We start from the raw sequence: 23813 nt of genomic DNA, 5'->3' as shown, positions 1-23813 counted from the left end.
GCCCCTCACCCCCAGCCCCTCTCCCGCAAGCGGGCGAGGGGTGAGGGGGAGGCCCGAGCCGCCGAACTTCAAGGAGCCACGAATGAACAAGACTCCAAAACCCCACGACCTGCTCTGGGGCATGACATCGGACCAGCTCCCCGCTGATGCCCCTGCCTGGGCACATCAGGCCCTGGCAGCCGGTCATCCTGTGGTGGTGCGCCGTGCTGTTTGTGCGGACGGCTGGGTTGCCGTCGGCATCCGTGGCACCAGCCGTGACCAGCGCCTTGCTGCTGTCATGCCCGTCCATGCCATCCAGCGCCTGCTCAGCCCCGAACAACTGCGACCTCGTGCTGTAGCCGATTTCCCGGCGCTGCGGGCGCTGGAAGTCGTTGCCCCGATACTGGCCGCCACCGGCTTGCCCTGGGGTCCCACCGGCAGCGTCGGCTTCCAGCTCGCCACCGGTATTGCCGTGCTGCACGAGGCCAGCGACCTCGATCTGATCCTGCGTACCCCATGTGCCATCGACCGCCAGCACGCCCGCGCGCTGCTGGCAGTGCTGGACGACGCGCCGTGTCGCATCGACCTGCAACTGGAAACCCCCAATGGCGCAGTGGCCTTGCGCGAATGGGCCGGTGAGGCGCGTCGCGTGCTGCTGAAATGCGTCGAAGGGGCCCGCCTTGTGGATAACCCCTGGCACGTTCTGGAGCATGCCGCGTGAGCAGCCTGTTCGCCTTTCCTGGCCAGGGCGCGCAGCAGGTGGGCATGCTCCACCAGCTGCCGGCGGAAACCGCCGACGTCCTGGAGGAAGCCAGCGCTGCCCTGGGCGAAAACGTGCTGGCGCTGGATTCGGCCGAGGCGCTGCAATCCACCCGTGCCGTGCAGCTCTGCCTGCTGGTGGCCGGTGTTTCGTGCGCGCGCTTGCTGCTCGAACGCAGCCCGGCGCCGGACTATGTCGCCGGGCTCTCCATCGGTGCCTATGCGGCAGCGGTGATCGCCGGTTCGCTGGACTTCGCCGATGCCGTGCGCCTGGTGGCCCTGCGCGGCGAGCTGATGCAGCAGGCGTATCCACAGGGCTATGGCATGACCGCCATCATCGGGCTCGATCAGGGCACCGTGGAGCGCCTGCTGGCTGACGCGCCAGGGCCGGTCTACCTCGCCAATATCAATGCCGACAACCAGCTGGTGATCGCCGGCAGCGATGCCGCCATGGCCGCCGTCGCCGAGCGTGCCCGGGTGCTCGGCGCCGGTGCGGCGAAGCGTCTGGCGATGAGCGTGCCGTCTCACTGCGAACTGCTGGAACAACCCGCCCGCGAGCTGGCCGACGCCTTTGCCGGGGTAGAACTGCGCCGCCCGGCGATCCGCTACCTCAGCGGCAGCACGGCGCGGCCGATCTTCGATCCGGAGCGCCTGCGCGACGACCTCGCTTTCAACATGTGCCGTGTCATCGACTGGCACGCCACCCTGCGCACCGCGTACGAGCGCGGCGTGCGCCTGCATATCGAACTGCCGCCCGGCACCGTGCTCAGCGGCCTGGCGCGGCGGGTCTTCGACCAAGGTACGGTGATCGCCTTCCAGGGCGCCCGTCTGGATACGCTGGACGCCTTGCTGCGTGAGGAGGTAAGCCGGACCCGATAACCGCCGTGCACTTCGAAGGACAAGAACAAGCAACTTCGACCCGAATGCGAGGACAACAACAATGATCATCTACGGTGTGGCCTTCCTGGCCCTGTGCACCCTGGCAGGCCTGTTCATCGGTGAACTGCTGGGCAAACTGCTGGGCGTCCCGGCCAATGTCGGCGGCGTCGGTATCGCCATGCTCCTGCTGATTTTCGTCGGCAGCTACCTGCACAAGCGCGGTCTCATGAGCGCCAAGTCCGAAGTGGGCGTGGAGTTCTGGAGCGCCATCTACATCCCCATCGTCGTCGCCATGGCTGCCCAGCAGAACGTACTTGGCGCGCTGTCCGGCGGCCCCATGGCCATCCTCGCCGGCGTCGCTGCGGTGGTGCTTGGCTTCGCCATGGTCCCGGTGCTCGATCGTCTCGGGCAAAAGAAGCCGGTGGCGGTCGCCGCTGAATCCCTGAATCCTGCCCAGCGGTGACCGCCATGTACGAATCCATGCTGAAAGTGATCAACGGTTACGGCCTGATCAGCGGTTTCGCCGTGATCGGCGTGACCATGTGGCTGTCCTACTGGCTCTCCGACAAGCTCACCCGTGGCCGCCTGCACGGCTCGGCCATCGCCATCTTCCTCGGCTTGGTGCTGTCCTATGTCGGCGGCGTGATGACCGGCGGGCAGAAGGGCCTTGTGGATATCCCGTTGCTGTCCGGCATTGGCCTGCTGGGCGGTGCGATGCTGCGGGATTTCGCCATCGTCGCCACGGCGTTCGGGGTGAATATTGAGGAGCTCAAACGTGCCGGCGTGTCGGGCGTGGTGTCGCTGTTCTTCGGCATCGGCACTTCGTTCGTTGCCGGTGTCGGCGTGGCCCTGGCCTTCGGCTACACGGATGCGGTGAGCCTGACCACCATTGGCGCTGGCGCAGTCACCTACATCGTCGGCCCGGTGACCGGTGCGGCCATCGGCGCCAGTTCCGAGGTCATGGCGCTGTCCATCGCCGCCGGCCTGGTGAAGGCCATCCTGGTGATGGTGGTGACGCCCTTCGTGGCGCCCCTGATCGGCCTGAACAACCCGCGCACGGCGGTCATCTTCGGTGGCTTGATGGGCACCTCCAGCGGTGTGGCGGGCGGCCTGGCCGCAACCGATCCGAAGCTGGTGCCCTATGGCTGCCTGACCGCGGCCTTCTACACGGCGCTCGGCTGTCTGCTCGGGCCGTCACTGCTGTTCTTTGCCATGCGCGGCATCGCGGGCTGATCCCGGCCTGCCCGACAACGCCCTGGCCAGTGCCGGGGCGTTGTCGTTTCAGCCCTCGTTGCGCAGGCTGTACATGCGGCACTCGGCGATCAGCGCGAGCAGGTTCGGGTCGCGCTCGCGGGCTTTCAGGAAGACCACGCCGATGTGTTGCAGCAGGCGATAACGCGCCTGCAGGCGGATCAGCTTCACCCGGTTCTCGTAGACCGCCGCGATGCGCCCGGGCAGCAGCGCGTAGCCGACCCCGGAACTGACCATGCTGAGCAGGGTGAAGATGTCGTTCACCTGCATCGCCACCTTGGGCTCGAAGCCGGCCTGCTGGAACACCCGCGCGCCGTCGCGGTGGGTGGCGAAACCCTGGGTCAGGGTGATGAAGGTGGAGTCGGCGAGGTCCGCCAGGTCCACTTCGTCCTGGTCGGCGAAGGGCGAATCGGTCGGGACGGCGAGGAAGATGTCGTCGGAGAACAGCGGCAATTGCTCGCAATCCGGGTCGTTCACGCTGTCATCCAGGGAGACCAGGATGGCGTCCAGTTCCATGTTCTTCAGGCGGTAGAGCAGGTCGACGTTGGATCCCAGGGTGAGGTCGATGTTCAGCTCGCTGCGTCGCAGCTTCAGGCCCATGACCAACTGCGGCACGGTCTTCACCGTCAGCGAATAGAGCGCGCCGAGCTTGAAGCGTTCGGCAGAGAAGCCGGCCGCCTCGCGGGTCAGACGGACCATCTCGACGGCGTCCTGGATCAGCTTCTGGGCCTTTTCTTCCAGCACGTAGGCGCTCTCCAGCGGCGTCAGGTTGCGCCCTTCATGCTTGAACAGCGGGCAGCGCAGGGCGCTTTCCAGCGAGTGGATGGCGCGGTGTACGCTGACGTTGCTGGTGTTCAGCTCCGCTGCCGCACGCGACAGGTTGCCGCTGCGCATGAAGGCGAGAAAGGTCTCCAGCTTCTTCAGGGTCAGTTCTTCGTCGATCTGCATGGGCGCCCGGCTGCCTTCATCGCGTTTGTGGGATGGGTATCGCATGACTCAACCCATCCTACAGGGGCGTCGCTGAGCCGCCGAGGCGACCTTTAGTGGATAAGCTAATAATGCATAAGCAAATAAATTCTTATTCCTTAACAGATATATGGCGAGCACCTAGACTGCCCAGCATCGAAATTCAGCAAGGAGGGCTCGCCATGCGCAGCCAGGCCATTCGCTACCTGATCCTGCCGGGATGGCAGGGCTCGCCAGACGAGCATTGGCAAAGCCACTGGCAACGCAGCCTGCCCAATGCGAGCCGGGTCGAGCAGGCCGACTGGAACAACCCGGACCGTGCGTCCTGGGTGGCGGCGCTGGAGCGCGCCATCGATGCCGAGCGTACCCCGGTGATCCTCATCGCCCACAGTCTGGGCTGCGTGACCGTGGCGCACTGGGCTGCGCAGTCCGATCCGGATGTGCTGCGTCGCGTGCGCGGTGCCCTGCTGGTCGCGCCGGCGGACGTGCAGCGCCCTGGTTGCCCGGACGCGCTCAAGGGCTTCGCGCCCATCCCGCGTGACCTGCTGCCCTTCCCCAGCCTGCTGGTGGGTTCGGACAACGACCATGCGGCCAGCCCCGCGCGAGCCCTGGAAATGGCCCGTGACTGGGGCTCGGAAGCCGCGATCCTCACCGGCGCCGGGCACATCAATGTGAAATCCGGGCATCACCGTTGGGAACAAGGCTTCGCCCATCTCTATCGCTTGCAAGCGCGCGTCGAGCAATCGTCCAGAAAACGCGCCTGATCCAATCCAATTCAGCAATACGTCGGGGCCCGCTGCATCGCAGCCTGGGCCCGGCGGGAGATTTCGCCATGAGCAAGGAAAAACCCGGTCAACCGCTGCTGACCTTCGCCGATGCCGACCGCAGCCCCCTCAGCATCCGCGCCCGTGCGCTGGTGTTCGTCGACGAGCGATCGCGGCGGTTGCGCGAGGAAGTCGATCAGCTTGCGCCGAGCACCCTGCCCGTGCTGATCCAGGGCGAAACCGGCACCGGCAAGGAATTGCTGGCCCGGCAGATCCATCGTTCCAGCGACCGTCCCGGCCTGTTCGTGGCGGTGAGCTGCAGCGCCATCAGCAAGGCCTACGCAGAGGCCGAGCTCTTCGGTCACACGGCCGGCGCTCACAGCGGCTCGGCCAGCAGCCGCGCCGGCTGGTTCGGTTCGGCCAATGGCGGAACGCTTTACCTGGATGAGATCGGCGACCTGCCATTGCCTCTGCAGACCAAGCTGTTGGCGGCGCTGGAAAGCCGCGAGGTGATCCGCGTTGGCGCCCACCAGCCGACCCCGGTGGACGCGCGTCTGGTAGCCGCTACCAGCATCGACCTGGCCAAGGCGGTGCGCGTCGGCAAGTTCAATGCGCGGCTCTACCAGTACCTGGACGAAGGAAGGGTGGAGCTGCCGCCATTGCGCGAACGGCCGGACGATATCCTGCCGTTGGCCGAGTATTTCCTCGGCATCTACGCACAGCGCCTGGACCTGTCATTGCCGCTGATCAGCCCGGCCGCCCAGGCTGCGCTGGAAGCTTACCCCTGGCCGGGCAATACCCGTGAGCTGGAGAACAGCGTGCACTTCGCCCTGCTGGTCAGCGAGGGCGCCGAGATTCTCCCCGAGCACCTCAACCTTCCACCGTTGCCGGGCTACGCACAGCTCGCCGTCCAGCTGCGCCGGCTGGCGGCCAACGACGAAGAGCGCGACCACCTGCGCTAGCTTTTCGCCGAGGTGCTGGCAGGGTAGCCATGCTTCACCGGTGCATCATTCGGGACATCGGAGAGCACCATCGGTGGATGTGAAAAGCGACATCCACCCTATGCACGGATTGAGCTTTTCGTAGGATGGACCACGCTTCATCGGTCCACCATGAGAGGTTGCGGCGGGCGCTACTCGTGCAGGTAGTAGAGCTTGTTGATGATGCTCCAGCGACCGCCGATCTTCAGCAGCGAGAGGAAGTCGGTGAAGCGCATGTCGGCGTAGTCGTCGACTACCTTCGCCGAGGCGGCGTCGCCGGTGATGTCCAGTGCCTCGATTTTCCAGACGGGCGTTTCGCCTTCAGCCAGCACCGGGCCGGCGTCGAGGATGGCGCCCGTGAAGTCGTCTACCGAGAGCCATTCGAGCTCACCCTGGAAGTGGCCGATGATGCGGCTCTGCGGGTGAAAGGCCCGGCGCAGGCGGTGTTCATCGGCGAATACCATGCCTTCGACATAGTCACGCACGACGCGGTGGATGGCGTCTTGGTCAGTCTCGTGGGCAGTCATTTCGCGCGCTCCGTTGATATCGGCGAATCAGCCAAGCCGAATGCTAGTTCGCCCGGTGCGGCGCGAGCGATCCATTGCGAATAAGCGCGTGGGGAGTGCTTCCGAATCGATCTCCGCGCGCTCGTCAGTGAATCTGTCCGCTTTCCTTGAGCCGATCACGTACCGCGCGCAAACGCGGCAGCGGAAGGCAGACGAGGATGGTCAAGGCCAGCACGCCCACACCCATCAGCGGCAGGCTGGACAGGCCCATGCTGGTGCTCAGCCACAGGCCGCCGATGAAGGCGCCGCTGGCATTCCCCAGATTGAACGCGGCGTGGCTGAGGGTGGCGGCCAGGCTCGCCGATTCGCCAGCCTGTTCCACCAGCAGCAGTTGCAGGGGCGAGGAAATGGCAAAGCTGGCCACGCCCCAGAGGAACAGGCAGCCCAGTGCCAGGGCTGGAACCTGCGCAAAGACGTATAGGCCCAGCAGGCATAGCGTGCTCACCCCGAAGGCCATCGGCAGCGCGTAGCGGAAGCCTTTGTCGGCCAGGCGCCCACCTAACAGGTTGCCCACGGTGAGGCCGACGCCGAACAGCAGCAGGGCGAAGTTGGCGTGCTCCGGGGAGAAGCCGGAGACGTCCCGCAGCAGCGGGCTGATGTAGGTGAACACGCCGAACAGCGCCACCGACGACAGGCTGCAGACGAACAGCGCATGCAGCACCGGGCGCCGCAGGATGCCGTCCCAGGCACCGGCCGCATTGGCCTGGGGCTTGGGCGTGGCGGGAAGCCAGAGGGCCTGGGCGAGCAGGGTGAGGAAACCGAGGGCCGCCACCACCATGAAGGTCACCCGCCAACTGGTGGCCTGGCCCAGCCAGGCGCCTGCCGGCACACCGAGCACGTTGGCGATGGTCAGGCCGCTGAGCACCAGGGCCATGGCCGAGGCGCGGCGATGCGGGGGGGCCAGTTCGGCGGCGAGCAGGGTGGCGCAGCCGAAGAAGCCGGCGTGGCTGAAGGCGGTGAACATGCGCATCGCCAACAGCCACTCGTAGTTCGGCGCCAGGGCGCAGCCGAGGTTACCCAGGGCGTAGGCACCCATCAGCCAGAGCAGCGCCTGGCGGCGCGGCAGGCGGCCGAGCAGCGGGCCCAGCAATGGCGCACCGATCACCACCCCCATGGCGTAGGCGCTGACCAGCAAGCCGGCGTCGGACAGACTGACCTGCAGGTCGCTGGCCACTTCGGGCAGCAGGCCCATGATGATGAATTCGCTGCTGCCGACGACGAAGCCGCCCAGGGCGAGGGCCAACAGCGGCAGAGAGAGGAGGGTGCTCGGGTTCATGCGTGTTCCGGTGGCGGGGCTGTATTGCGAGGGGCGCGGATTCTACGCGCATTTCCTTGCAGGGGGCTTGTGGGGTGTGGGCCGCCGGTGGAGATGGACACTGTGGGGGCGAATTCATTCGCCAAGGGCAGCGCAGCTGCCCCCATGAATGCTCGAATGGCAGGCCTGCGGCCTGCGGCCTGCTTGGCGAATGAATTCGCTATGTCTGCGTTAGCTGTTGCGAGAGATTTACCATCGAGCCAAGAGCCTTGTAGGAGCTGGCTTGCCAGCGAAACGCCGCCATTCGCTGGCAAGCCAGCTCCTACAGGCAATGCAGCTGCCTACAACACGTAGTGCAGACATAGCCAATGAATTCGCCCCCACAGGACCCGCCGGATCAGCCGCCCAGGAACTTGCTCAGGAACTGCTTGGTGCGCTCTTCCTTCGGTGCACTGAACAGGGCCTTGGCGTCGCCTTGTTCGACGATCACGCCCTTGTCGATGAAGATCGCGCGGTTGGCCACGTCGCGGGCGAAGCTCATTTCGTGGGTGACGATGACCATGGTGCGGTTCTCTTCGGCCAGGCCGCGAATGGTGGCGAGCACTTCGCCCACCAGCTCCGGGTCGAGCGCCGAGGTGGGCTCGTCGAAGAGAATCACGTCGGGCTCCATGGCCAGGGCACGGGCGATGGCCACGCGCTGTTGCTGGCCGCCGGAGAGGCGCTTGGGATAGGCGTCTTCCTTGCCTGCCAGGCCGACCTTTTCCAGCAGCTTGCGTGCCTTCTCGACGGCGCGCTCGCGGGGTTCCTTCTTCACCACCACTGGACCTTCGATGACGTTCTCCAGCGCGGTGCGATGGGGGAAGAGGTTGAAGTTCTGGAAGACAAAGCCGACGTGCTGGCGCAGCTTGCGGATCAACCCTTGCTGTTGCTTCAGCGGCTTGCTCGCGTCGATCTCGATGTCGCCCACCTTGATGAGGCCGCCACTGGGCACTTCCAGCAGGTTGAGGCAGCGCAGCAAGGTGGTCTTGCCCGAGCCGCTGGGGCCGATGATGGCCACCACTTCGCCCGGCTCGATGGTCAGGTCGATGCCCTTGAGCACCTCCTGGCCTTTGAAGGATTTGGTCAGGTTACGGACGGTGATCATCAGCTGTCCTGCTCATGCTGGTTGACCCGCGCCTCGAGGCGACTCTGGAAATGCGACAGCACGGTGGCCAGCACCCAGTAGATCAGCGCGGCGGCCAGGTACATGGTGAAGATCTCGAAGGTGCGCGCGGTGATCAGCTGCGCCTGGCGGAACAGTTCCGGCACCTGGATGGTGGCGGCCAGGGCGGTGTCCTTGACCAGCGAGATGAAACTGTTGCCCAGCGGCGGCAGGGCGGTGCGCGCAGCCTGCGGCAGGATGGCGCGGACCAGCGTCTGGGTGCGGCTCATGCCGATGCTGGCGGCGGCTTCCCATTGGCCCTTGTCGATCGAGGCGATGGCGGCGCGGAGGATTTCCGAGGTGTAGGCGGCCATGTTCAGCGAGAAGCCGATCAACGCCGCGGGCAGCGGATCGAGCTGGATACCCAGCTGCGGCAGGCCGTAATAGATCATGAACAACTGCACCAGCAGCGGCGTGCCGCGGAAGAACGACACGTAGATCCGCGAAAGCCACTGCAGGGCGGTGAAACCGTAGAGGCGCATCAGGGCGAGGACGAACCCCAGCAGCAGTCCGAAGAACATGCCGCCGAGGCTCAGTACCACCGTAAACACCGCGCCCTTCAGCAGGAAGGGCGCGGAATCCAGCGCAAGTTGCAGGCTGGTTTCGATCATTGGGTCACGTCAGCCTTGAACCATTTTTCGGAGAGTTTTTTCAGGGTGCCGTCGGCCTTCAGCTTGGCCAGCGCCTTGTCGATGGCCGCCAGCAATTCCGGGTTGCCCTTGCGTAGGGCGATACCGGCTTCCTGACGGGAGAAAGGTTCGCCGGTCACGGCCAGCTTGCCACCGGTTTTCTCGACCATTTCGAAGGCGGCCAGGCGATCCACCAGGATGGCGTCGATGCGGCCAACGTTCAGGTCCTGGAATTTGGTGGGGTCGTCGTCGTAGGTACGGATGTCGGCCTGCGGGACGTTTTCCTTCAGCCATTGCTCGTAGTTGGTACCCAGGCCCACGCCGACTTTCTTGCCGGCCAGGTCAGCGGCGGTCTTGATGCTGCCTTCGGTACCCTTGCGCACCAGCGCCTGGATGCCGGAGACGGTGTAGGGGGTGGAGAAGTCGTACTTCTTCTTGCGCTCGTCGGAGATGGTCACCTGGTTGATCACCACGTCCAGGCGCTTGGACTCCAGCGCGGCGAGGATGCCGTCCCATTTGGTCGGCTGGAACTCGGCCTTCACGCCCAGCTCCTTGGCCAGGGCCTCGGCCAGTTCCACTTCGAAGCCGGTCAGCTTGCCGCTCTCATCCTGGTAGTTGAAGGGCGGGTAGGTGCCTTCCAGGCCGACCTTGATGGCGCCTTTCTGCTGAATGTCCTGAAGCAGGTCGGCGGCGGAACTGGTGCCGACGAAGCTGGCGCCGAGCACCAGGCTCAGGCTGCCGAGGATGAACTGGCGACGCAGGGTTGCAAATGTCATATGAGCCTCACGGGGCAGGTGGCTAAAGGTGTCGCAACTCTAGGGATTTGGTTATATGCAATAAAATAATTAAAAATTATCTATTGCTTCAAATAGAGAATAAGCAGGTGTCACGGGGTACCCGCAGGATGATAGGCGAACAGCGCCGGCGAGCCACCGGTGTGCAGGAACAGTACCGGGCCGTCGCCATCGAAGGCGCCCTTGCCGATGCCATCCAGCAGACCGGCGAAGGCCTTGCCGGTGTACACCGGGTCCAGCAGCAGGCCTTCCAGGCTGGCGACCTGGCGCACCGCGTCCAGGGTGCCGGCGTTCGGTTCGCCATAGCGCGGGAAGAAGTACTGGTCCCACAACTCCACCTTGAGCCCGGCCGGTACCGGCACGCCGAGCAGGTCGGCGGTGCGTTGCAACAGGCCTTCGACCTTGGGTCGCTGGGTGGCGTCCGGGCGTGAGACGGTGACGCCGACCACGCGAGTGCCAGGCAGGGCGTATTCCAGCGCCAGGGCGAGGCCCGCGTGGGTACCGGCGCTGCCGGAAGCCAGGACCACGGCGGAGAAGTGCTCGCCACTGGCCTTGATCTGCTCGGCCAGTTCCAGGCCGGCGCGCACATAACCCAGCGCACCCAGCGCATTCGAGCCACCGATGGGCACCAGGTACGGTTTCTTGCCGGCGGCGCGCAGGCGCTCGCCAGTGGCGGCGAGGAGTTCGTCGGCGTTGTCCAGGTTGGGTACCAGCTCGCACTCGGTGCCGAACAGGTCCAGCAGCAGGCGGTTGCCGTTGCCGAGGTAGTTGCTGTCGGAGGTGCCGATGGGGTTTTCCAGCAGTGCTACACAACCGAGGCCGAGGCGCGCGGCGAGGGCGGCAGTCTGGCGAACGTGGTTGGACTGGATGGCGCCGGCGGTGACCAGGGTATCCGCACCCTGGGCCAGGGCATCGGCGGCGAGGAACTCCAGCTTGCGCACCTTATTGCCGCCGAGAGCGAAGGGGGTGATGTCGTCGCGCTTCACATAGACGCTGCGGCCGAGCTTCTGCGACAGATGCGCAAGCTTCTCTAGCGGGGTGGGCGAGGGAACCAGTTCCAGGCGGGAAAAGCGGGCGAGGGCTGCATCGAGCATGGCGTGGTTCCGATAGGCGGTTGCGAAGGCTGCCACTCTAGTGAGCCGGGGCGTCGCAGGCAATTCGCAGAGGCGACATGAACGTACCGGGCAGTCAGGGTGTGGGCATTAACATCCTGCATGTTTTTAATTCGATTATTGAATATAAAAATAAGAAATTAGTATTTTGTTGGAATAAAGAATTTCCGTAGTGTCGCCCTCAACCCGGCGCACCCAGACCGGGCATCCCAACACCCGCTCGTGGCTGAAGATCCAGCCGGAGCCGCAGATTCGAAAAGGACCACCATGAAGAAGACCTTGCTGTTGACCGCCCTGGCCGCTGCCCTCTCCGCCACCCTCGCCCATGCCGGCGAGAAGCTCGTAGTAGCCGCCACCCCGGTACCGCACGCCGAAATCCTTGAGCTGATCAAACCTCAGCTGGCCAAGGAAGGCGTGGACCTGGAAGTGAAGGTCTTCACCGACTACGTGCAACCTAACGTGCAGGTGGACCAGAAGCGCCTGGACGCCAACTACTTCCAGACCAAGCCTTACCTGGACAACTTCAACAGCGGCAAAGGCACCCACTTGGTGATCGTCAAGGGCGTGCACGTCGAGCCCTTCGGCGGCTACTCCAGCAAGTACAAATCTCTGAAAGAGCTGCCGGACGGCGCCACCATCGCCCTCCCCAATGAAGGCAGCAACAGCGGCCGCGCCCTGATCCTGCTGCAGAAAGCGGGTGTGATAAAGCTGAAGGACCCGAAGAACGCCCTGGCCACGCCGAAGGACATCGCTGAGAACCCGCACAACTTCAAGTTCAAGGAACTGGAGTCGGCCCTGCTGCCGCGCGTGCTCGACCAGGTCGACCTGGCCCTGATCAACACCAACTACGCGCTGGAAGCCAAGCTGAACCCGACCAAGGACGCGCTGGTGCTGGAAGACCGCACCTCGCCCTACGTGAACTACCTGGTAGCCCGTCCGGACAACAAGGACAGCGACGCCATCAAAAAACTCTCCTCCGCGCTGACCAGCCCGGAAGTGAAAGCCTTCATCGAGCAGAAGTACTCCGGCGCAGTGGTGCCCGCCTTCTGATCACCTGCTAGCCACGGTGGCGCACTGGCCAGTGCGCCTCTCCTCACGCCGACGAGTCTGTACTATCGTCGGCGTTCTTTTTTCTGCTGCACTTGCAGGGACGATTCCTTGTGGGGGCGAATTCATTCGCTGAGGACCGCGCAGCGGTCCCCGACCAGCCAGGGCAATCCTGCGGACTGCATAGCGAATGAATTCGCCCCCACAAAACAGCAAGAGCACCGTCCCTCGGCCTTCTATCCTTATGCAATAAAAGTATTTCGCTGATCGTTCTTATGCCCGCTATTCTCTCGCCACAACTTGTTATAACAAGTCAGGATCACGAGCGAACAACGACATGGCCGAACTGCTTCCCCTCTCCCCGGTACCGCTCTACAGCCAGCTCAAGGAGCTGCTGCGCGGGCGCATCCTCGACGGTACCTACCCGCCCCACAGCCGCATGCCTTCGGAAAGCGAGCTGGGCAAGGTCTTCGGCGTCAGCCGTATCACCGTGCGCCAGGCGCTAGGCGACCTGCAGAAGGAAGGGCTGATCTTCAAGATCCACGGCAAGGGCACCTTCGTGGCCAAGCCCAAGGCCTTCCAGAACGTCAGCACCCTGCAGGGGCTGGCCGAGTCCATGACGCAGATGGGCTACGAAGTGCTCAACCGCTTGCGCAGCTTCCGCCATGTGCCAGCCAGTCCGCTGGTGGCGGCGCGCCTGCAGCTGGAGGAAGGCAGCCCTGTAACCGAGATCCGCCGCGTGCGCCTGATCAACCGTGAGCCGGTATCTCTGGAAATCACCTGGTTGCCGAAGGCGGTGGGCGAAAAGCTGGAGAAGGCTGACCTCGCCACCCGCGACATCTTCCTCATCCTCGAGAACGACTGCGGCATTCCCCTCGGCCATGCCGATCTCGCCATCGACGCGGTGCTGGCCGACGGCGACCTGACCCAGGCGCTGGAGGTGGAGGAAGGTTCGCCGATCATGCGTATCGAGCGCCTGACCCACGCTGCCGACGGCACCCCGCTGGATTTCGAACACCTCTACTACCGCGGCGATGCCTTCCAGTACCGCCTGCGCATCGACCGTCAGAAGGGATCCCAGGCATGAGTACGCGAGAGCAGGACTACGACATCGTCGTCATCGGCGGCGGCACCGCTGGCCCCATGGCCGCGATCAAGGCCAAGGAGAAGAACCGCGAGCTGCGTGTGCTCCTGCTGGACAAGGCCAACGTCAAGCGCAGTGGTGCCATCAGCATGGGCATGGACGGGCTGAACAACGCCATCATCCCCGGCCACGCGACGCCCGAGCAGTACACCAAGGAAATCACTATCGCCAACGATGGCATCGTCAATCAGGCCGCCGTCTACGCCTACGCCACCCACAGTTTCGAAACCATCCAGCAACTCGACCGCTGGGGGGTGAAGTTCGAGAAGGACGAGACCGGCGACTACGCAGTGAAGAAGGTCCACCACATGGGCGCCTACGTGCTGCCGATGCCCGAGGGGCACGACATCAAGAAGGTGCTTTACCGCCAGCTCAAGCGTGCGCGGGTGGAGATCAGCAACCGTATCGTCTGCACCCGTCTGCTGCTGGATGGCGAGGGTGCGGCGAGCGGGGTGATGGGCTTCGACTGTCGCAGTGGCGAATTCCGGGTGATCCGCGCCAAGGCGGTGATCCTTGCCTGCGGCGCCGCTGGCCGCCTTGGCCTGCCATCTTCCGGCTACCTGATGGGCACCTACGAGAATCCCACGAATGCCGGCGACGGCTACGCCATGGCCTATCACGCCGGGGCGGAGTTGGCGAACCTGGAGTGCTTCCAGATCAATCCGCTGATCAAGGACTACAACGGCCCCGCCTGCGCGTACGTCACCGGCCCGCTGGGTGGTTACACCGCTAACAGCAAGGGCGAGCGCTTCATCGAGTGCGACTACTGGAGCGGCCAGATGATGTGGGAGTTCCACCAGGAACTCGAAGGCGGCAATGGCCCGGTGTTCCTCAAGCTTGATCACCTGGCCGAAGAAACCATCCAGACCATCGAAGAGATCCTCCATAGCAACGAGCGCCCCAGTCGCGGGCAGTTCCACGCCAACCGCGGCACCGACTACCGCTCGCAGATGGTCGAGATGCACATCTCCGAGATCGGCTTCTGCTCCGGCCATTCGGCCTCGGGTGTGTGGGTCAACGAGAATGCCGAAACCTCGGTGAAAGGGCTGTACGCAGCTGGCGACATGGCTGCCGTGCCGCACAACTACATGCTCGGCGCCTTCACCTACGGCTGGTTCGCCGGGGTCAATGCGGCGGACTACGTGGCCGGGCGCGACTTCGCCGAAGTCGACCCGGGACAGGTGGAGCGCGAGCAGGCGCGGGTCTTCGCGCCGCTGCAGCGTGAACATGGTCTGCCGCCGGCCCAGGTGGAGTACAAGCTGCGGCGCATGGTCAACGATTACCTGCAGCCGCCCAAGGTGACGAAGAAGATGGAGATCGGCCTCACGCGCTTCGCCGAGATCGAGCGGGACCTGGCGCAGATGAAAGCCAGCAACCCTCACGAGCTGATGCGCGCCATGGAAGTGGCGGTTATCCGTGACTGTGCCGAGATGGCCGCCCGCGCTTCGTTGTTCCGCGCCGAGAGCCGCTGGGGCCTGTACCACCACCGCGTCGACCACCCCGAGCGTAATGACATCGACTGGTTCTGCCATTGCCACCTGAAGAAGGGCGAGGACGGCCACATGACGAGCTTCAAGAAAGCGGTGGAGCCGTACCTGATCCCGCTGGATGCACAAGAGCAGCAGGCCTACGACCGCCTGCGCGTGAAGGCCGAAGCGGCAGCGTAGGTTTTAGGGTGGGCTTCAGCCCACCCTATGTTGACCAGCGTACAAGACCCATAACGAGAGCCCCAGGCTCCAAGGAAATCGTGAAATGGCCCATCAACCCCAGGAAATTTTCTTCCGCAGCAGTGCGCCGGTGACCATCGACGAAGACAAGTGCATCGCCGAGAAGGGCTGCACGGTCTGTGTCGAGGTCTGCCCGATGGACCTCTTGGCCATCAACCCGGCCACCCAGAAGGCCTACATGGCCTTCGACGAATGCTGGTACTGCATGCCCTGCGAGAAAGACTGCCCGACCGGCGCGGTGAAGGTGGAGATTCCTTACCTGCTGCGCTGACCGAGTGTGAGAAACCTCTAGGAGCCAGCTTGCTGGCGAACAACGGACCTGCAGGCAAGCGCTTCGCCAGCAAGCGGGCTCCTACAAAAAATGCAATCCGCCATCCGGCCAACCCCCGGACGCCTCACCTGAAAGCCCCTCGTTTCCCACCACCCGACCACGTGGCGGAGACGATTCCAACACTCATGATTCGAGGGGAAAAACCCATGCGTCTTCGTGCAACCGTCGCCGGCCTCGCGCTGGCCATCTCCAGCCTGTCCGCCTCCGCGGAAACCATCCGCATCGCCATCGGCACCCAGGACACCACCATCAACTGCGCCACCGGCGGTCTGCTCATCCGCGAGCTGGGCCTGCTGGAGAAATACCTGCCTCGTGATGGCAAGTACAAGGACGCCGACTACCAGGTGGAGTGGAAGAACTTCACCAGCGGCGCACCGCTGACCAACGAGATGGTCGCCGGCAAGCTGGACTTTGGCGCCATGGCCGACTTCCCCGGCTCCTTCAACGGCGTCGCCCATCTGGATGCGGGCAAGCGGAGCCTGTTCATCAGCGTGCTCTCGGGCAGCACCCTTGGCAGCGGCAACGGCATCGTGGTACCGGCGTCCTCTCCGGTGCAGTCGCTGGCCGAGCTCAAGGGCAAGACCATTTCCGTGCCCTTCGCCTCCACTGCTCACGGCATGTTGCTGCGCGCTGTTGCTGCCCAGGGCTGGGACCCGGAGAAGGACGTGCGCATCATCGCCCAGCCACCGGAGATCGCCGGCTCCGCGCTGCGCAGCAACCGCATCGAGGCTCACGCTGACTTCGTGCCCTTTGCCGAGTTGTTCCCCAACCGCGGCTTCGCAAGGAAGATCTATGACGGCTCCCAGGCCGAGGCGCCTACCTTCCACGGCGCACTGGTGGATGCGGCCTATGCGAAAAAGTACCCGGAGATCGTCACCGCCTACCTACGCGCCAGCCTGGAAGCCGACCGCCTGATCGCCGAGTCGCCTGAGAAGTACAGCGAGCTGATCGAGAAGGTCACCGGCATCGAGGCCGAGGTGAACTACCTGTTCCACGGCCCCCTTGGCCTGCAGACCCGCGACCTGACCTGGAAGCCCGAGTACCGCAAGGCGGTGGCCACCTCGATCGATACCCTGAAACTGCTGAAGAAGACCGATCGGGGCCTGGATACCGCCCAGTTCATCGACGACCAGTACATCCGCGCCGCCTTCGAGCAGGCCGGGCAGGACTACGACAAGGCGCTGAAGAACTATGCGCAGCTGCCACTGGTGGCCAACGACGCGGCCACCGGCAAGCCGATCACCGACTTCAAGCGCCTGGCGCAGATATGGGTGCGCGGTGAGGGCAAGGTCCGTCATTACGCGTCGCCGGAAGCTGCGCTGACCGCCCTGGCGCAGCTGGAACAGGAGGGCAAGGACATCCGCGCCATCTATGCCCAGGCCGCCGACAGCGGGATCAAGCTGCTGGCCAACCAGGCCTGGTTCGTGCGCAACGACAAGGGTGAGCTGAGCGCCTTCCTGCTCAAGTCCCAGGCCGAGCTGTACGCCCAGCAACACGGCGGCACGGCGCTCGATTTTGTCAGCGCCAATCAGAAGCAGGCTGTCGCCAGCCGCTGATCGCCTTGCCCTCTCCCCCAGCCCCTCTCCCGCAAGCGGGCGAGGGGTGACTCGCGCCGGTTACGCCGTGCACGGATCGCCCCCTCTCCCTTCAGGGATAGGGTTGGGGAGAGGGAAACGAGCAGGAGACGATCCATGACAAATCTGTACCGCTGGCCCCTGCGCCTCGCCTCATTGGCCGCCTGCCTGCTGTTCTGGCAACTGGCTGCCAACGCGCGCCTGGACCTCGGGCTGTTCACCTTCACCTACGTGCCCACGCCCGCCGCCGTGCTCGATGCGGCCTGGCAGCTGGTGCACTCCAGCAAGCTGTTGCCGCACCTCACCAACAGCCTTTCACGGGTGTTCGCCGGTTACCTGGCCGCGGCCTTGCTGGGCGTCCTGCTGGGCCTGGTCATCGGCCGTTCGAGATGGGCCGAGGACAGCCTGCTGCCGCCGTTGGAGGTGCTGCGGCCGATTCCTGCGGTGGCCTGGATTCCCCTGGCCATCCTGATGTTTCCCTCGTCGGAGCTGTCGATGGTGTTCATCACCTTCACCGGTGCGCTGTTCCCCATCCTGCTCAACACCGTGCATGGCGTCGAAGGCGTCGACCCCCGACTGATCGCTTCGGCACGCAGCCTTGGCGCTGGGCGTCTGGCGATCCTGCGCGAGGTGATCCTGCCCGGCGCGGCGCCGAGCATCGTCACTGGCCTCGCCATCGGCATGGGCACGTCGTGGTTCTGCCTGGTCACCGCCGAGATGATCTCCGGGCAGTTCGGCGTCGGTTATTACACCTGGGAGTCCTACGTGGTGCAGAACTACGCCGACATCGTCGTCGGCATGCTGCTGATCGGCTTGCTAGGCATGGGCAGCAGTGCCCTGGTCAAACGCTTGGGCGCGCTCGCCACACCCTGGTACCGCGCGCGGAGGAACGCCTGATGAGCAGCTTCGAGCGCGCAGTGGAACCAGGCCGCATCGAGGCCAGGGGCGTCTCCATCCGTTTGGGACAGGGCCGCGAGGCCTTCGAGGCGGTACAGACGTTGGACTTCGCCATCGCGCCGGGGGAGTTCGTCTGCATCCTGGGCCCTTCCGGCTGCGGCAAGTCCACCTTGCTCGGCGCCCTAGCCGGGCATCTGAAGCCCAGCGCCGGCAGCCTGGAGGTGGATGGCCAGCCGGTGGAGGGACCTTCACCCGAGCGTGGCATGGTGTTCCAGCACCACACGCTTTTGCCCTGGCGCAGTGTGCTCGACAACGTCGCCTTCGGCCTGAAGATGCAAGGCATCGGCAAGGCCGAGCGGCAGCGCCGCGCCGCCGAATTCCTGCGCCTGGTAGGCCTGGAGGATTTCGCCGGGCGCTGGCCCAACCAGCTCTCCGGCGGCATGCAGCAGCGTGCCGAGATTGCCCGCGTGCTGATCAACCGCCCGCGCCTGCTGTTGATGGACGAGCCCTTCGGCGCGCTGGATGCGCAGACCCGCTCGCGCATGCAGGAACTGCTGCTGGATATCTGGACGCGCATCCGCACCACCGTGGTGTTCGTCACCCACGACATCGACGAAGCCTTGTTCCTGGCCGACCGCATCCTGGTGATGAGCCCGCGCCCCGGACGCTTCATCGAAGACCTGCGCCTGGACTTCCCGCGTCCGCGCTGCGCCAGCCTCCTTACCACCCCCGGCTTCACCCATCTCAAGCGCCATTGCCTGGAACTGCTGCGCCATGAAGACGGCCGCGAGCTGCCACGCCTGACGCCGCTGGGGCTGCCCACCGATCACCCGCCACTGCGAGTTGCCCTATGACCAACCGTGAAACCGACAACCCCGACATCCTCGAACTGCTGCCACGCCTCGCCGATGACGACGCTGGTGTGCGCCGCATTGCCCTGATCGAACTCGCCGACCTGGCAGACCCGGAGGGCCTACCCTGGCTCACCGACGCCCTTGCCGTGGATGACGCTGCTGAGGTGCGCGCCGAGGCTGCGCGTCTGCTGGAGGCCTGGGAGGAACCCGACGTCGTCGAGGCACTCTGCGCGGCCCTGGCCGATGGTGCCGAGCCGGTGCGCCTGGCCGCTGCCCAGAGTCTCAGTGAGCTGAAGAGCCTGGAGGCGGGGAGGCTGATTCTGCCGTGGGTGACCCATGCCGATGCCTTTGTCCGCGCCAGTGCGCTGCGTGCTCTACGTGAGCTGCGCCTGGAGGAGGCCGCCGGCCCTGCATTGTTGGCGCTGCACGACGGCGAAGCGCCGGTGCGCCGGGAGGCGGTGGGCATCCTCGGCTGGTTGAAACACGAAGCTGCGCTGCCAGCGCTGGCCCGCCTGGCCAGTGACGACGCGGATACCGAAGTACGCCGCGCTGCCACCGGTGCCTTGGGGCTGGCCAGTGACGGGGAGGTACTGCCAGCCCTTTACGCTGCCTTGGCTGATAACGCCTGGCAGGTGCGCGAGGAGGCCGCCACCACCCTCGGCAAGGTCGGCCTGGCAGACGCTGGCGCGGCACTGGTGCGGGCCTTGGAAGACGATTACTGGCAAGTGCGTTTGCGCGCCGCGCGTGCCCTCGGTCGCCTGCGCTATCGCGAGGCTCTTGCAGAGCTTTCCGTGCTGCTCGGCCACGGCATCGCCAACTTGCGCAAGGAGGCTGCGCTGGCCTTGGGCGAGCTGGGCGACGCCGCCGCATTGACGGCGCTGCGCCAGGCCGAGGTCGATGGTGATCCGGAAGTGCGCAAGGCAGTACGCATTGCCCTGGCGCAACTCCAGGGAGCGGCCTGATGGACGCCCCCAGTGCCCTGCGCAGTTCGCGCAGCGAAGCACGTTTGTTTCTGGAGTGGGCAGATGGGGATCGGCGGGAGATCAGTCATGCCCGCTTGCGTGGTGCCTGTCCCTGCTCGCAGTGCAAGGCGACGCGGCTGCGTGGGGCGATTGCGCTGGTGGATGAAGGCGTGCGCCTGGAGCGCATCGCGCTACAGGGCTATGGCGTGCAGCTGGTGTTCAGCGATGGGCACGAGCGGGGGATCTATCCCTGGGGGTACTTGCGGGAGTTGGGCACCGCTGCCCTCACCCCCAACCCCTCTCCCTGAAGGGTTGGGGTTTGGGGGAGAGGGGGCGGACTTTCAGAACGGCTTGTCCCCCAGGATCGTTGCGCGGTGCATCACGCGACGCTGCGGACGGTAGTCGTCGACCGCGAAATGCTGGGTGATGCGGTTGTCCCAGAAAGCCACGTCATTGGCCTGCCAGCGCCAGCGGATGGTGAATGCCGGGTGGGTGGCATGGGCGAAGAGCAGGCGCAGCAGTGCATCGCTTTCCGTGGCCGACAGTTCGTTGATGCGGGTGGTGAAGCCTTCGTTGACGAACAAGCCCTTGCGTCCGGTGACCGGATGGGCGCGCACCACCGGATGGCTGCGAGGCGGGTACTTGCGCTTGGCGTCTTCCAGACGCTCGTGCTCTTCGGCTGTGAGGCTGAAGCGTTCCTCGGGAAAGGAACGGGACAGGTCGTGGGTGGCGGTCAAGCCATCCAGTAGCTCCTGGATGGGTTTCGACAATGCGTCATAGGCCGCGCTGCTGCTGGCCCAGAGGGTGTCACCGCCGTAGGGCGGGAGCTGTTTGGCGGCGAGCACCGCGCCGAGCGCCGGGGTTTCCAGGAAGGTCACGTCGGTGTGCCAGAGGGCGTTGTCGCGCACGTCGGTGACGGCGGTGTCGAGTACCAGCACCTCCGGCTGCTCGGGAATGTTCGGATAGATCGGGTGGATGTGCAGGTCACCGAAGTTGCGGGCGAAGGCTGCCTGCTGCTGCGGGTTCAGCGGCTGGTCGCGGAAGAACAGTACCTGGTGGTTGAGCAGAGCTTGCTCCACTGCAACGCGCTGCGAGGCGTCGAGCGGCTTGCTGAGGTCGAGGCCTTCGGCCACGGCGCCGAGGGCGGGGGAGAGCGGGGTGATATGCAGGGTCATGGCAGTGAATCTCCAGATAGCGCGGAGCGGGGATTCCCCTCACCCCGACCCTCTCCCGGAGGGAGAGGGGGTAATGCGGGATCAGTGGCTTTGCCCGTGCCAGGGCACGAGCTTGCGTTGCAGGGCGCGCAGGCCGAGTTCGAGGGCGAAGGCGATCAGGGCGATGACGAGGATGCCGAGGATCACCACATCGGTGACCAGGAACTGCGCCGCCGACTGCACCATGAAGCCCAGGCCACGGGTGGCGGCCACCAGCTCGGCGGCCACCAGGGTGGACCAGCCGACGCCAAGGCCAATTCGCACGCCGGTGAGGATGTCCGGCAGGGCACTGGGCAGGATCACATGGCGGATCAGTTGGGCCTGGCTGGCACCCAGCGACTGCGCCGCACGCAACCGCGCCGGGTCGACATTGCGCACGCCGGTGGCGGTGGCGATGGCGATGGGGGCGAAGATCGCGAGGAAGATCAGCAGCACCTTGGACAGCTCGCCGATGCCGCACCAGATGACGATCAGGGGCAGGTAGGCCAGCGGTGGAATGGGCCGATAGAACTCGATCAGCGGGTCGAAGATGCCACGGGCAATGCGGTTGCGACCGATAGCGATACCCAGCGGAACGGCGGTCAGTACCGCAGCCAGCAGCGCGGCGCCGATGCGTCCCAGGCTCGCGCTCAGATGCTGCCAGAGGCTGGCGTCCATGTAGCCCTGGGTCAGCAGCACCCAACCCTTGCGGGCGATGGCCTGCGGGCTGGGCAGGAACAGGGGTTCGATCAGGCCGGCGGTGGTCACGGCCCACCAGGCCAGCAGCAGGCTGCCGAGGGTCAGCAGGCTGATGGACAGGGTGCTCAGGGGCCGGCGCTGGCGTGGTTTCACAGTCGTGGCGGTCTTGCTGGCCAGGGTCAGGTCGAGACTACTCATGTGCTTCTCCTCTGGCGTTCGGCGAAGACCTGGGCGAGTACATGTTCGCGCGTCTCGATGAACTGCGGATCGGACTTGATCGCCCGTGCACTTTCCCCGGCGGCGTAGCGCTGGCCGAAGTCCAGGCGCAGGCGTTCGCTGATGCGGCCCGGGTTGGGCGACAGCAGGATGAGTTCGGTGGCGAGGAAAACCGCTTCCTCGATGTCGTGGGTGATCAGGAAAACGGGTTTGGCCGCGCGTCGCCAGACTTGCAGCAACAGCTCCTGCATCTGTTCGCGGGTGAAGGCATCGAGGGCGCCGAAGGGCTCGTCCATCAGCAGCACGCGCGGGTCGGCGGCCAGGGCACGTGCGATCCCGACGCGCTGTTTCTGTCCACCGGAAAGTTCCCAGATGCGGCGCTTGTCGAAGCCGACGAGGTCCACCAGGGCGAGCATTTCGCGGGCACGTGCCTCACGCTCGGCACGGGGAACGCCGGCGAGTTCGAGGCCGAAGGCGACATTGCCGAGCACGTCCTGCCAGGGCAGTGGGGCATCGTCCTGGAACACCACGCCGCGTTCGGCGCTGGGGCCGTTGACGGGCACGCCGTCGAGGCTGATGCGACCGGCGCTGGGGCTGACAAAACCGGCAATGAGATTGAGCAGGGTGGTCTTGCCGCTGCCGGACGGGCCGAGGGCTACCAGTAGCTCGCCTGGGCCGAGGTCGAAGGAAATGTCGGTCAGTACCGGCTCGGCCGCGCCTGGGTACTGTGCGCTGATGCGCTCCAGCTGGAGTAAGGCCATTTTCTGCAGGGTCTCGAAAGGGCCTGCCCGACGTGTCGGGCAGGCGGGGTGAATCAGTTCTGGACGTACTTGGAGCTTACGTACGGGGCGTAGTCAGGCAGCACGGCGTCGACCTTGCCTTGCTCCTTGAGGAAGCGCGCGGTCTCGCTGATGGCCTGGGTGGTCGGTGCACCGAGGGCGGTTACCTGGTCGGCGGCGAGCGGGAAGACGTTGCCCTGCAGCAGCAGCGGGATGTCCTCGGCCTTGGCGCCGGACAGTTTCACCAGCTTGTCGATGTTGGCCTTGTCGGCCAGCCAGGCTTTCGGGTCCTTGCGGTAGGCGGCGTAGGCGTCGAGGGTCACCTTGGCGAAGGCGCGGACGACTTCCGGATGCTTCTTGGCGAAGTCCTTGCGCACGATCCAGGCGTCGAAGGTGGGCGCGCCCAGCTTGCTCAGCTCACCGGAGCTGATCAGCACCTTGCCGTTGGACTTGGCAACGCCCAGGGCCGGATCCCAGACGTAGGTGGCATCGATGTCGCCACGCTGCCAGGCGGCGACGATGGCTGGCGGTGCGAGGTTGAGGATGGTGACCTTGGTGGGGTCGATCTGCCAGTGCTTGAGGGCGGCCAGCAGGCTGTAGTGGCCGGTTGAAACGAAGGGCACGGCGATCTTCTTGCCGATCAGATCTTCGGGCTTGGTGATACCGGCGCCATTGCGCGCCACCAGGGCTTCGGCGTCGCCGATCTGGGTGGCAATGAGGAATGTCTGGATCGGCAGCTGGCGAGTGGCGGCGGCGGCCAGCGGGCTGGAGCCGACATAGCCGATTTGCACGTCACCGGAGGCGACGGCGGTGATGACTTCAGCGCCGCTGTCGAACTTGCGCCAGTCAATGCTGGATTTGCTCGCCTTCTCATAGGCGCCATCGGCCTGGGCGACCTTGGCCGGGTCGACGGTGGTCTGGTAGGCGACGGTGAAATCCGCGGCCTGGGCGCTCAGGGCCAGGCCGCCAAGGGTCAGGGCCGCCAGCAGGCGACGGGGAAACTGGGACGAAAGCATGGGGTGCTCCTCAACGGGCTGGGGCCGGCCTAGGAGGCCGGTCCACGGGACAGGGGGTATTGCGTTCTGGGTGTCCGGTGGTCCGGTAGAGACAAGCTAATTGATCTAAAAAATAAGAAATAAATAATTTTTTAGAATTAGCTTAGGTCCGACGAATCGGGGGAGAGGAGCGGTCTGCGCACAATTGCTTATTTCTAAAAGTTATCTTTATCAAAAAAATAATTCTTTTTAGAAATTAG

General features: G+C 65.0%; 26 protein-coding genes. 15 read left to right on the top strand and 11 right to left on the bottom strand.

Features of this window, described 5'->3' with window-relative positions; genetic code table 11:
* The first annotated feature begins 82 nt into the window (after positions 1-82).
* The 4 genes from G559_RS0115585 to madM all read left to right on the top strand — a co-directional run bounded on the left by G559_RS0115585 (position 83) and on the right by madM (position 2850).
* The gene (locus tag G559_RS0115585) at positions 83-700 is read left to right on the top strand and encodes a malonate decarboxylase holo-ACP synthase (RefSeq protein ID WP_028629126.1); all 618 of its coding nucleotides are present in this window, start codon (positions 83-85) and stop codon (positions 698-700) included.
* Entirely contained in the window at positions 697-1617 is a 921-nt protein-coding gene (gene mdcH, locus G559_RS0115580; RefSeq protein WP_028629125.1) for a malonate decarboxylase subunit epsilon, read from the top strand. Before G559_RS0115585 ends, mdcH begins: the two co-directional genes overlap by 4 nt.
* Before the next feature lie 61 nt (positions 1618-1678).
* Entirely contained in the window at positions 1679-2080 is a 402-nt protein-coding gene (gene madL / locus G559_RS0115575) for a malonate transporter subunit MadL (RefSeq protein ID WP_028629124.1), read from the top strand.
* Between the two features lie 5 nt (positions 2081-2085).
* Complete coding sequence (madM, locus tag G559_RS0115570) at positions 2086-2850, top strand: malonate transporter subunit MadM (RefSeq protein WP_028629123.1); 765 nt, start codon at positions 2086-2088, stop codon at positions 2848-2850.
* A gap of 48 nt (positions 2851-2898) precedes the next feature.
* On the opposite strand, the gene G559_RS0115565 is transcribed toward madM, so the two are convergent.
* Complete coding sequence (locus G559_RS0115565) at positions 2899-3816, bottom strand: LysR family transcriptional regulator (protein WP_028629122.1); 918 nt, start codon at positions 3814-3816, stop codon at positions 2899-2901.
* A 200-nt stretch (positions 3817-4016) separates the two neighbouring features.
* Between G559_RS0115565 and G559_RS0115560 the strand changes: the two genes are divergently transcribed.
* Positions 4017-4598, top strand: coding sequence for an RBBP9/YdeN family alpha/beta hydrolase (locus tag G559_RS0115560; protein ID WP_028629121.1), 582 nt, complete (start codon positions 4017-4019; stop codon positions 4596-4598).
* 68 nt (positions 4599-4666) lie between these two features.
* Complete coding sequence (locus G559_RS0115555; RefSeq protein WP_028629120.1) at positions 4667-5560, top strand: sigma 54-interacting transcriptional regulator; 894 nt, start codon at positions 4667-4669, stop codon at positions 5558-5560.
* 170 nt (positions 5561-5730) lie between these two features.
* Here the strand turns inward: G559_RS0115555 and G559_RS0115550 are convergent, their stop codons facing one another.
* The 6 genes from G559_RS0115550 to G559_RS0115525 form a co-directional block, all read right to left on the bottom strand.
* Complete coding sequence (locus G559_RS0115550; protein ID WP_028629119.1) at positions 5731-6105, bottom strand: nuclear transport factor 2 family protein; 375 nt, start codon at positions 6103-6105, stop codon at positions 5731-5733.
* Positions 6106-6229: 124 nt separating this feature from the next.
* Entirely contained in the window at positions 6230-7420 is a 1191-nt protein-coding gene (locus tag G559_RS0115545; RefSeq protein WP_028629118.1) for an MFS transporter, read from the bottom strand.
* A 376-nt stretch (positions 7421-7796) separates the two neighbouring features.
* Complete coding sequence (gene tcyN / locus G559_RS0115540) at positions 7797-8543, bottom strand: L-cystine ABC transporter ATP-binding protein TcyN (protein WP_028629117.1); 747 nt, start codon at positions 8541-8543, stop codon at positions 7797-7799.
* On the bottom strand, positions 8543-9211 hold the full coding sequence (gene tcyL, locus G559_RS0115535; RefSeq protein ID WP_028629116.1) for a cystine ABC transporter permease: 669 nt from the start codon (positions 9209-9211) through the stop codon (positions 8543-8545). The genes tcyN and tcyL overlap by 1 nt, the downstream gene beginning before the upstream one ends.
* Positions 9208-10005, bottom strand: a complete 798-nt coding sequence (tcyJ, locus tag G559_RS0115530; protein ID WP_028629115.1) for a cystine ABC transporter substrate-binding protein — start codon at positions 10003-10005, stop codon at positions 9208-9210. Before tcyJ ends, tcyL begins: the two co-directional genes overlap by 4 nt.
* Before the next feature lie 110 nt (positions 10006-10115).
* Entirely contained in the window at positions 10116-11117 is a 1002-nt protein-coding gene (locus tag G559_RS0115525) for a D-cysteine desulfhydrase (RefSeq protein ID WP_028629114.1), read from the bottom strand.
* A gap of 285 nt (positions 11118-11402) precedes the next feature.
* Between G559_RS0115525 and G559_RS0115520 the strand changes: the two genes are divergently transcribed.
* The 9 genes from G559_RS0115520 to G559_RS0115480 all read left to right on the top strand — a co-directional run bounded on the left by G559_RS0115520 (position 11403) and on the right by G559_RS0115480 (position 19979).
* Entirely contained in the window at positions 11403-12185 is a 783-nt protein-coding gene (locus G559_RS0115520) for a MetQ/NlpA family ABC transporter substrate-binding protein (RefSeq protein ID WP_028629113.1), read from the top strand.
* Positions 12186-12519: 334 nt separating this feature from the next.
* On the top strand, positions 12520-13269 hold the full coding sequence (locus tag G559_RS0115515) for a GntR family transcriptional regulator (protein WP_028629112.1): 750 nt from the start codon (positions 12520-12522) through the stop codon (positions 13267-13269).
* Entirely contained in the window at positions 13266-14993 is a 1728-nt protein-coding gene (locus G559_RS0115510) for a fumarate reductase/succinate dehydrogenase flavoprotein subunit (protein WP_028629111.1), read from the top strand. The genes G559_RS0115515 and G559_RS0115510 overlap by 4 nt, the downstream gene beginning before the upstream one ends.
* 85 nt (positions 14994-15078) lie before the next feature.
* The gene (locus G559_RS0115505) at positions 15079-15324 is read left to right on the top strand and encodes a 4Fe-4S dicluster domain-containing protein (RefSeq protein WP_028629110.1); all 246 of its coding nucleotides are present in this window, start codon (positions 15079-15081) and stop codon (positions 15322-15324) included.
* Positions 15325-15530: 206 nt separating this feature from the next.
* Positions 15531-16940, top strand: a complete 1410-nt coding sequence (locus G559_RS0115500) for an ABC transporter substrate-binding protein (RefSeq protein ID WP_028629109.1) — start codon at positions 15531-15533, stop codon at positions 16938-16940.
* Between the two features lie 135 nt (positions 16941-17075).
* On the top strand, positions 17076-17855 hold the full coding sequence (locus G559_RS0115495; RefSeq protein WP_028629108.1) for an ABC transporter permease: 780 nt from the start codon (positions 17076-17078) through the stop codon (positions 17853-17855).
* A complete protein-coding gene (locus G559_RS0115490; protein WP_028629107.1) occupies positions 17855-18709 on the top strand; it encodes an ABC transporter ATP-binding protein in 855 nt (284 codons plus the stop codon). Before G559_RS0115495 ends, G559_RS0115490 begins: the two co-directional genes overlap by 1 nt.
* Positions 18706-19671 carry a HEAT repeat domain-containing protein gene (locus G559_RS0115485; RefSeq protein ID WP_028629106.1) on the top strand — a complete coding sequence of 322 codons (966 nt, stop codon included), beginning with the start codon at positions 18706-18708 and terminating at the stop codon, positions 19669-19671. The genes G559_RS0115490 and G559_RS0115485 overlap by 4 nt, the downstream gene beginning before the upstream one ends.
* The gene (locus G559_RS0115480; protein WP_028629105.1) at positions 19671-19979 is read left to right on the top strand and encodes a DUF971 domain-containing protein; all 309 of its coding nucleotides are present in this window, start codon (positions 19671-19673) and stop codon (positions 19977-19979) included. The genes G559_RS0115485 and G559_RS0115480 overlap by 1 nt, the downstream gene beginning before the upstream one ends.
* Positions 19980-20012: 33 nt before the next feature.
* Here the strand turns inward: G559_RS0115480 and tauD are convergent, their stop codons facing one another.
* The 4 genes from tauD to tauA form a co-directional block, all read right to left on the bottom strand.
* Positions 20013-20846: a taurine dioxygenase gene (gene tauD, locus G559_RS0115475; RefSeq protein WP_028629104.1), complete on the bottom strand. Its 834-nt coding sequence runs from the start codon at positions 20844-20846 to the stop codon at positions 20013-20015.
* Positions 20847-20927: 81 nt separating this feature from the next.
* Positions 20928-21761: a taurine ABC transporter permease TauC gene (tauC, locus tag G559_RS0115470; RefSeq protein ID WP_028629103.1), complete on the bottom strand. Its 834-nt coding sequence runs from the start codon at positions 21759-21761 to the stop codon at positions 20928-20930.
* Entirely contained in the window at positions 21758-22540 is a 783-nt protein-coding gene (gene tauB, locus G559_RS0115465) for a taurine ABC transporter ATP-binding subunit (RefSeq protein WP_028629102.1), read from the bottom strand. The genes tauC and tauB overlap by 4 nt, the downstream gene beginning before the upstream one ends.
* A 53-nt stretch (positions 22541-22593) precedes the next feature.
* Positions 22594-23574, bottom strand: coding sequence for a taurine ABC transporter substrate-binding protein (tauA, locus tag G559_RS0115460; protein WP_028629101.1), 981 nt, complete (start codon positions 23572-23574; stop codon positions 22594-22596).
* Between the last annotated feature and the right edge of the window lie 239 nt (positions 23575-23813).

Source organism: Metapseudomonas resinovorans DSM 21078 (assembly GCF_000423545.1).
Taxonomy (GTDB): domain Bacteria; phylum Pseudomonadota; class Gammaproteobacteria; order Pseudomonadales; family Pseudomonadaceae; genus Metapseudomonas; species Metapseudomonas resinovorans.
Note: the sequence above shows the minus strand (reverse complement) of the source record. Positions and strands in the feature narration are given on the sequence as shown.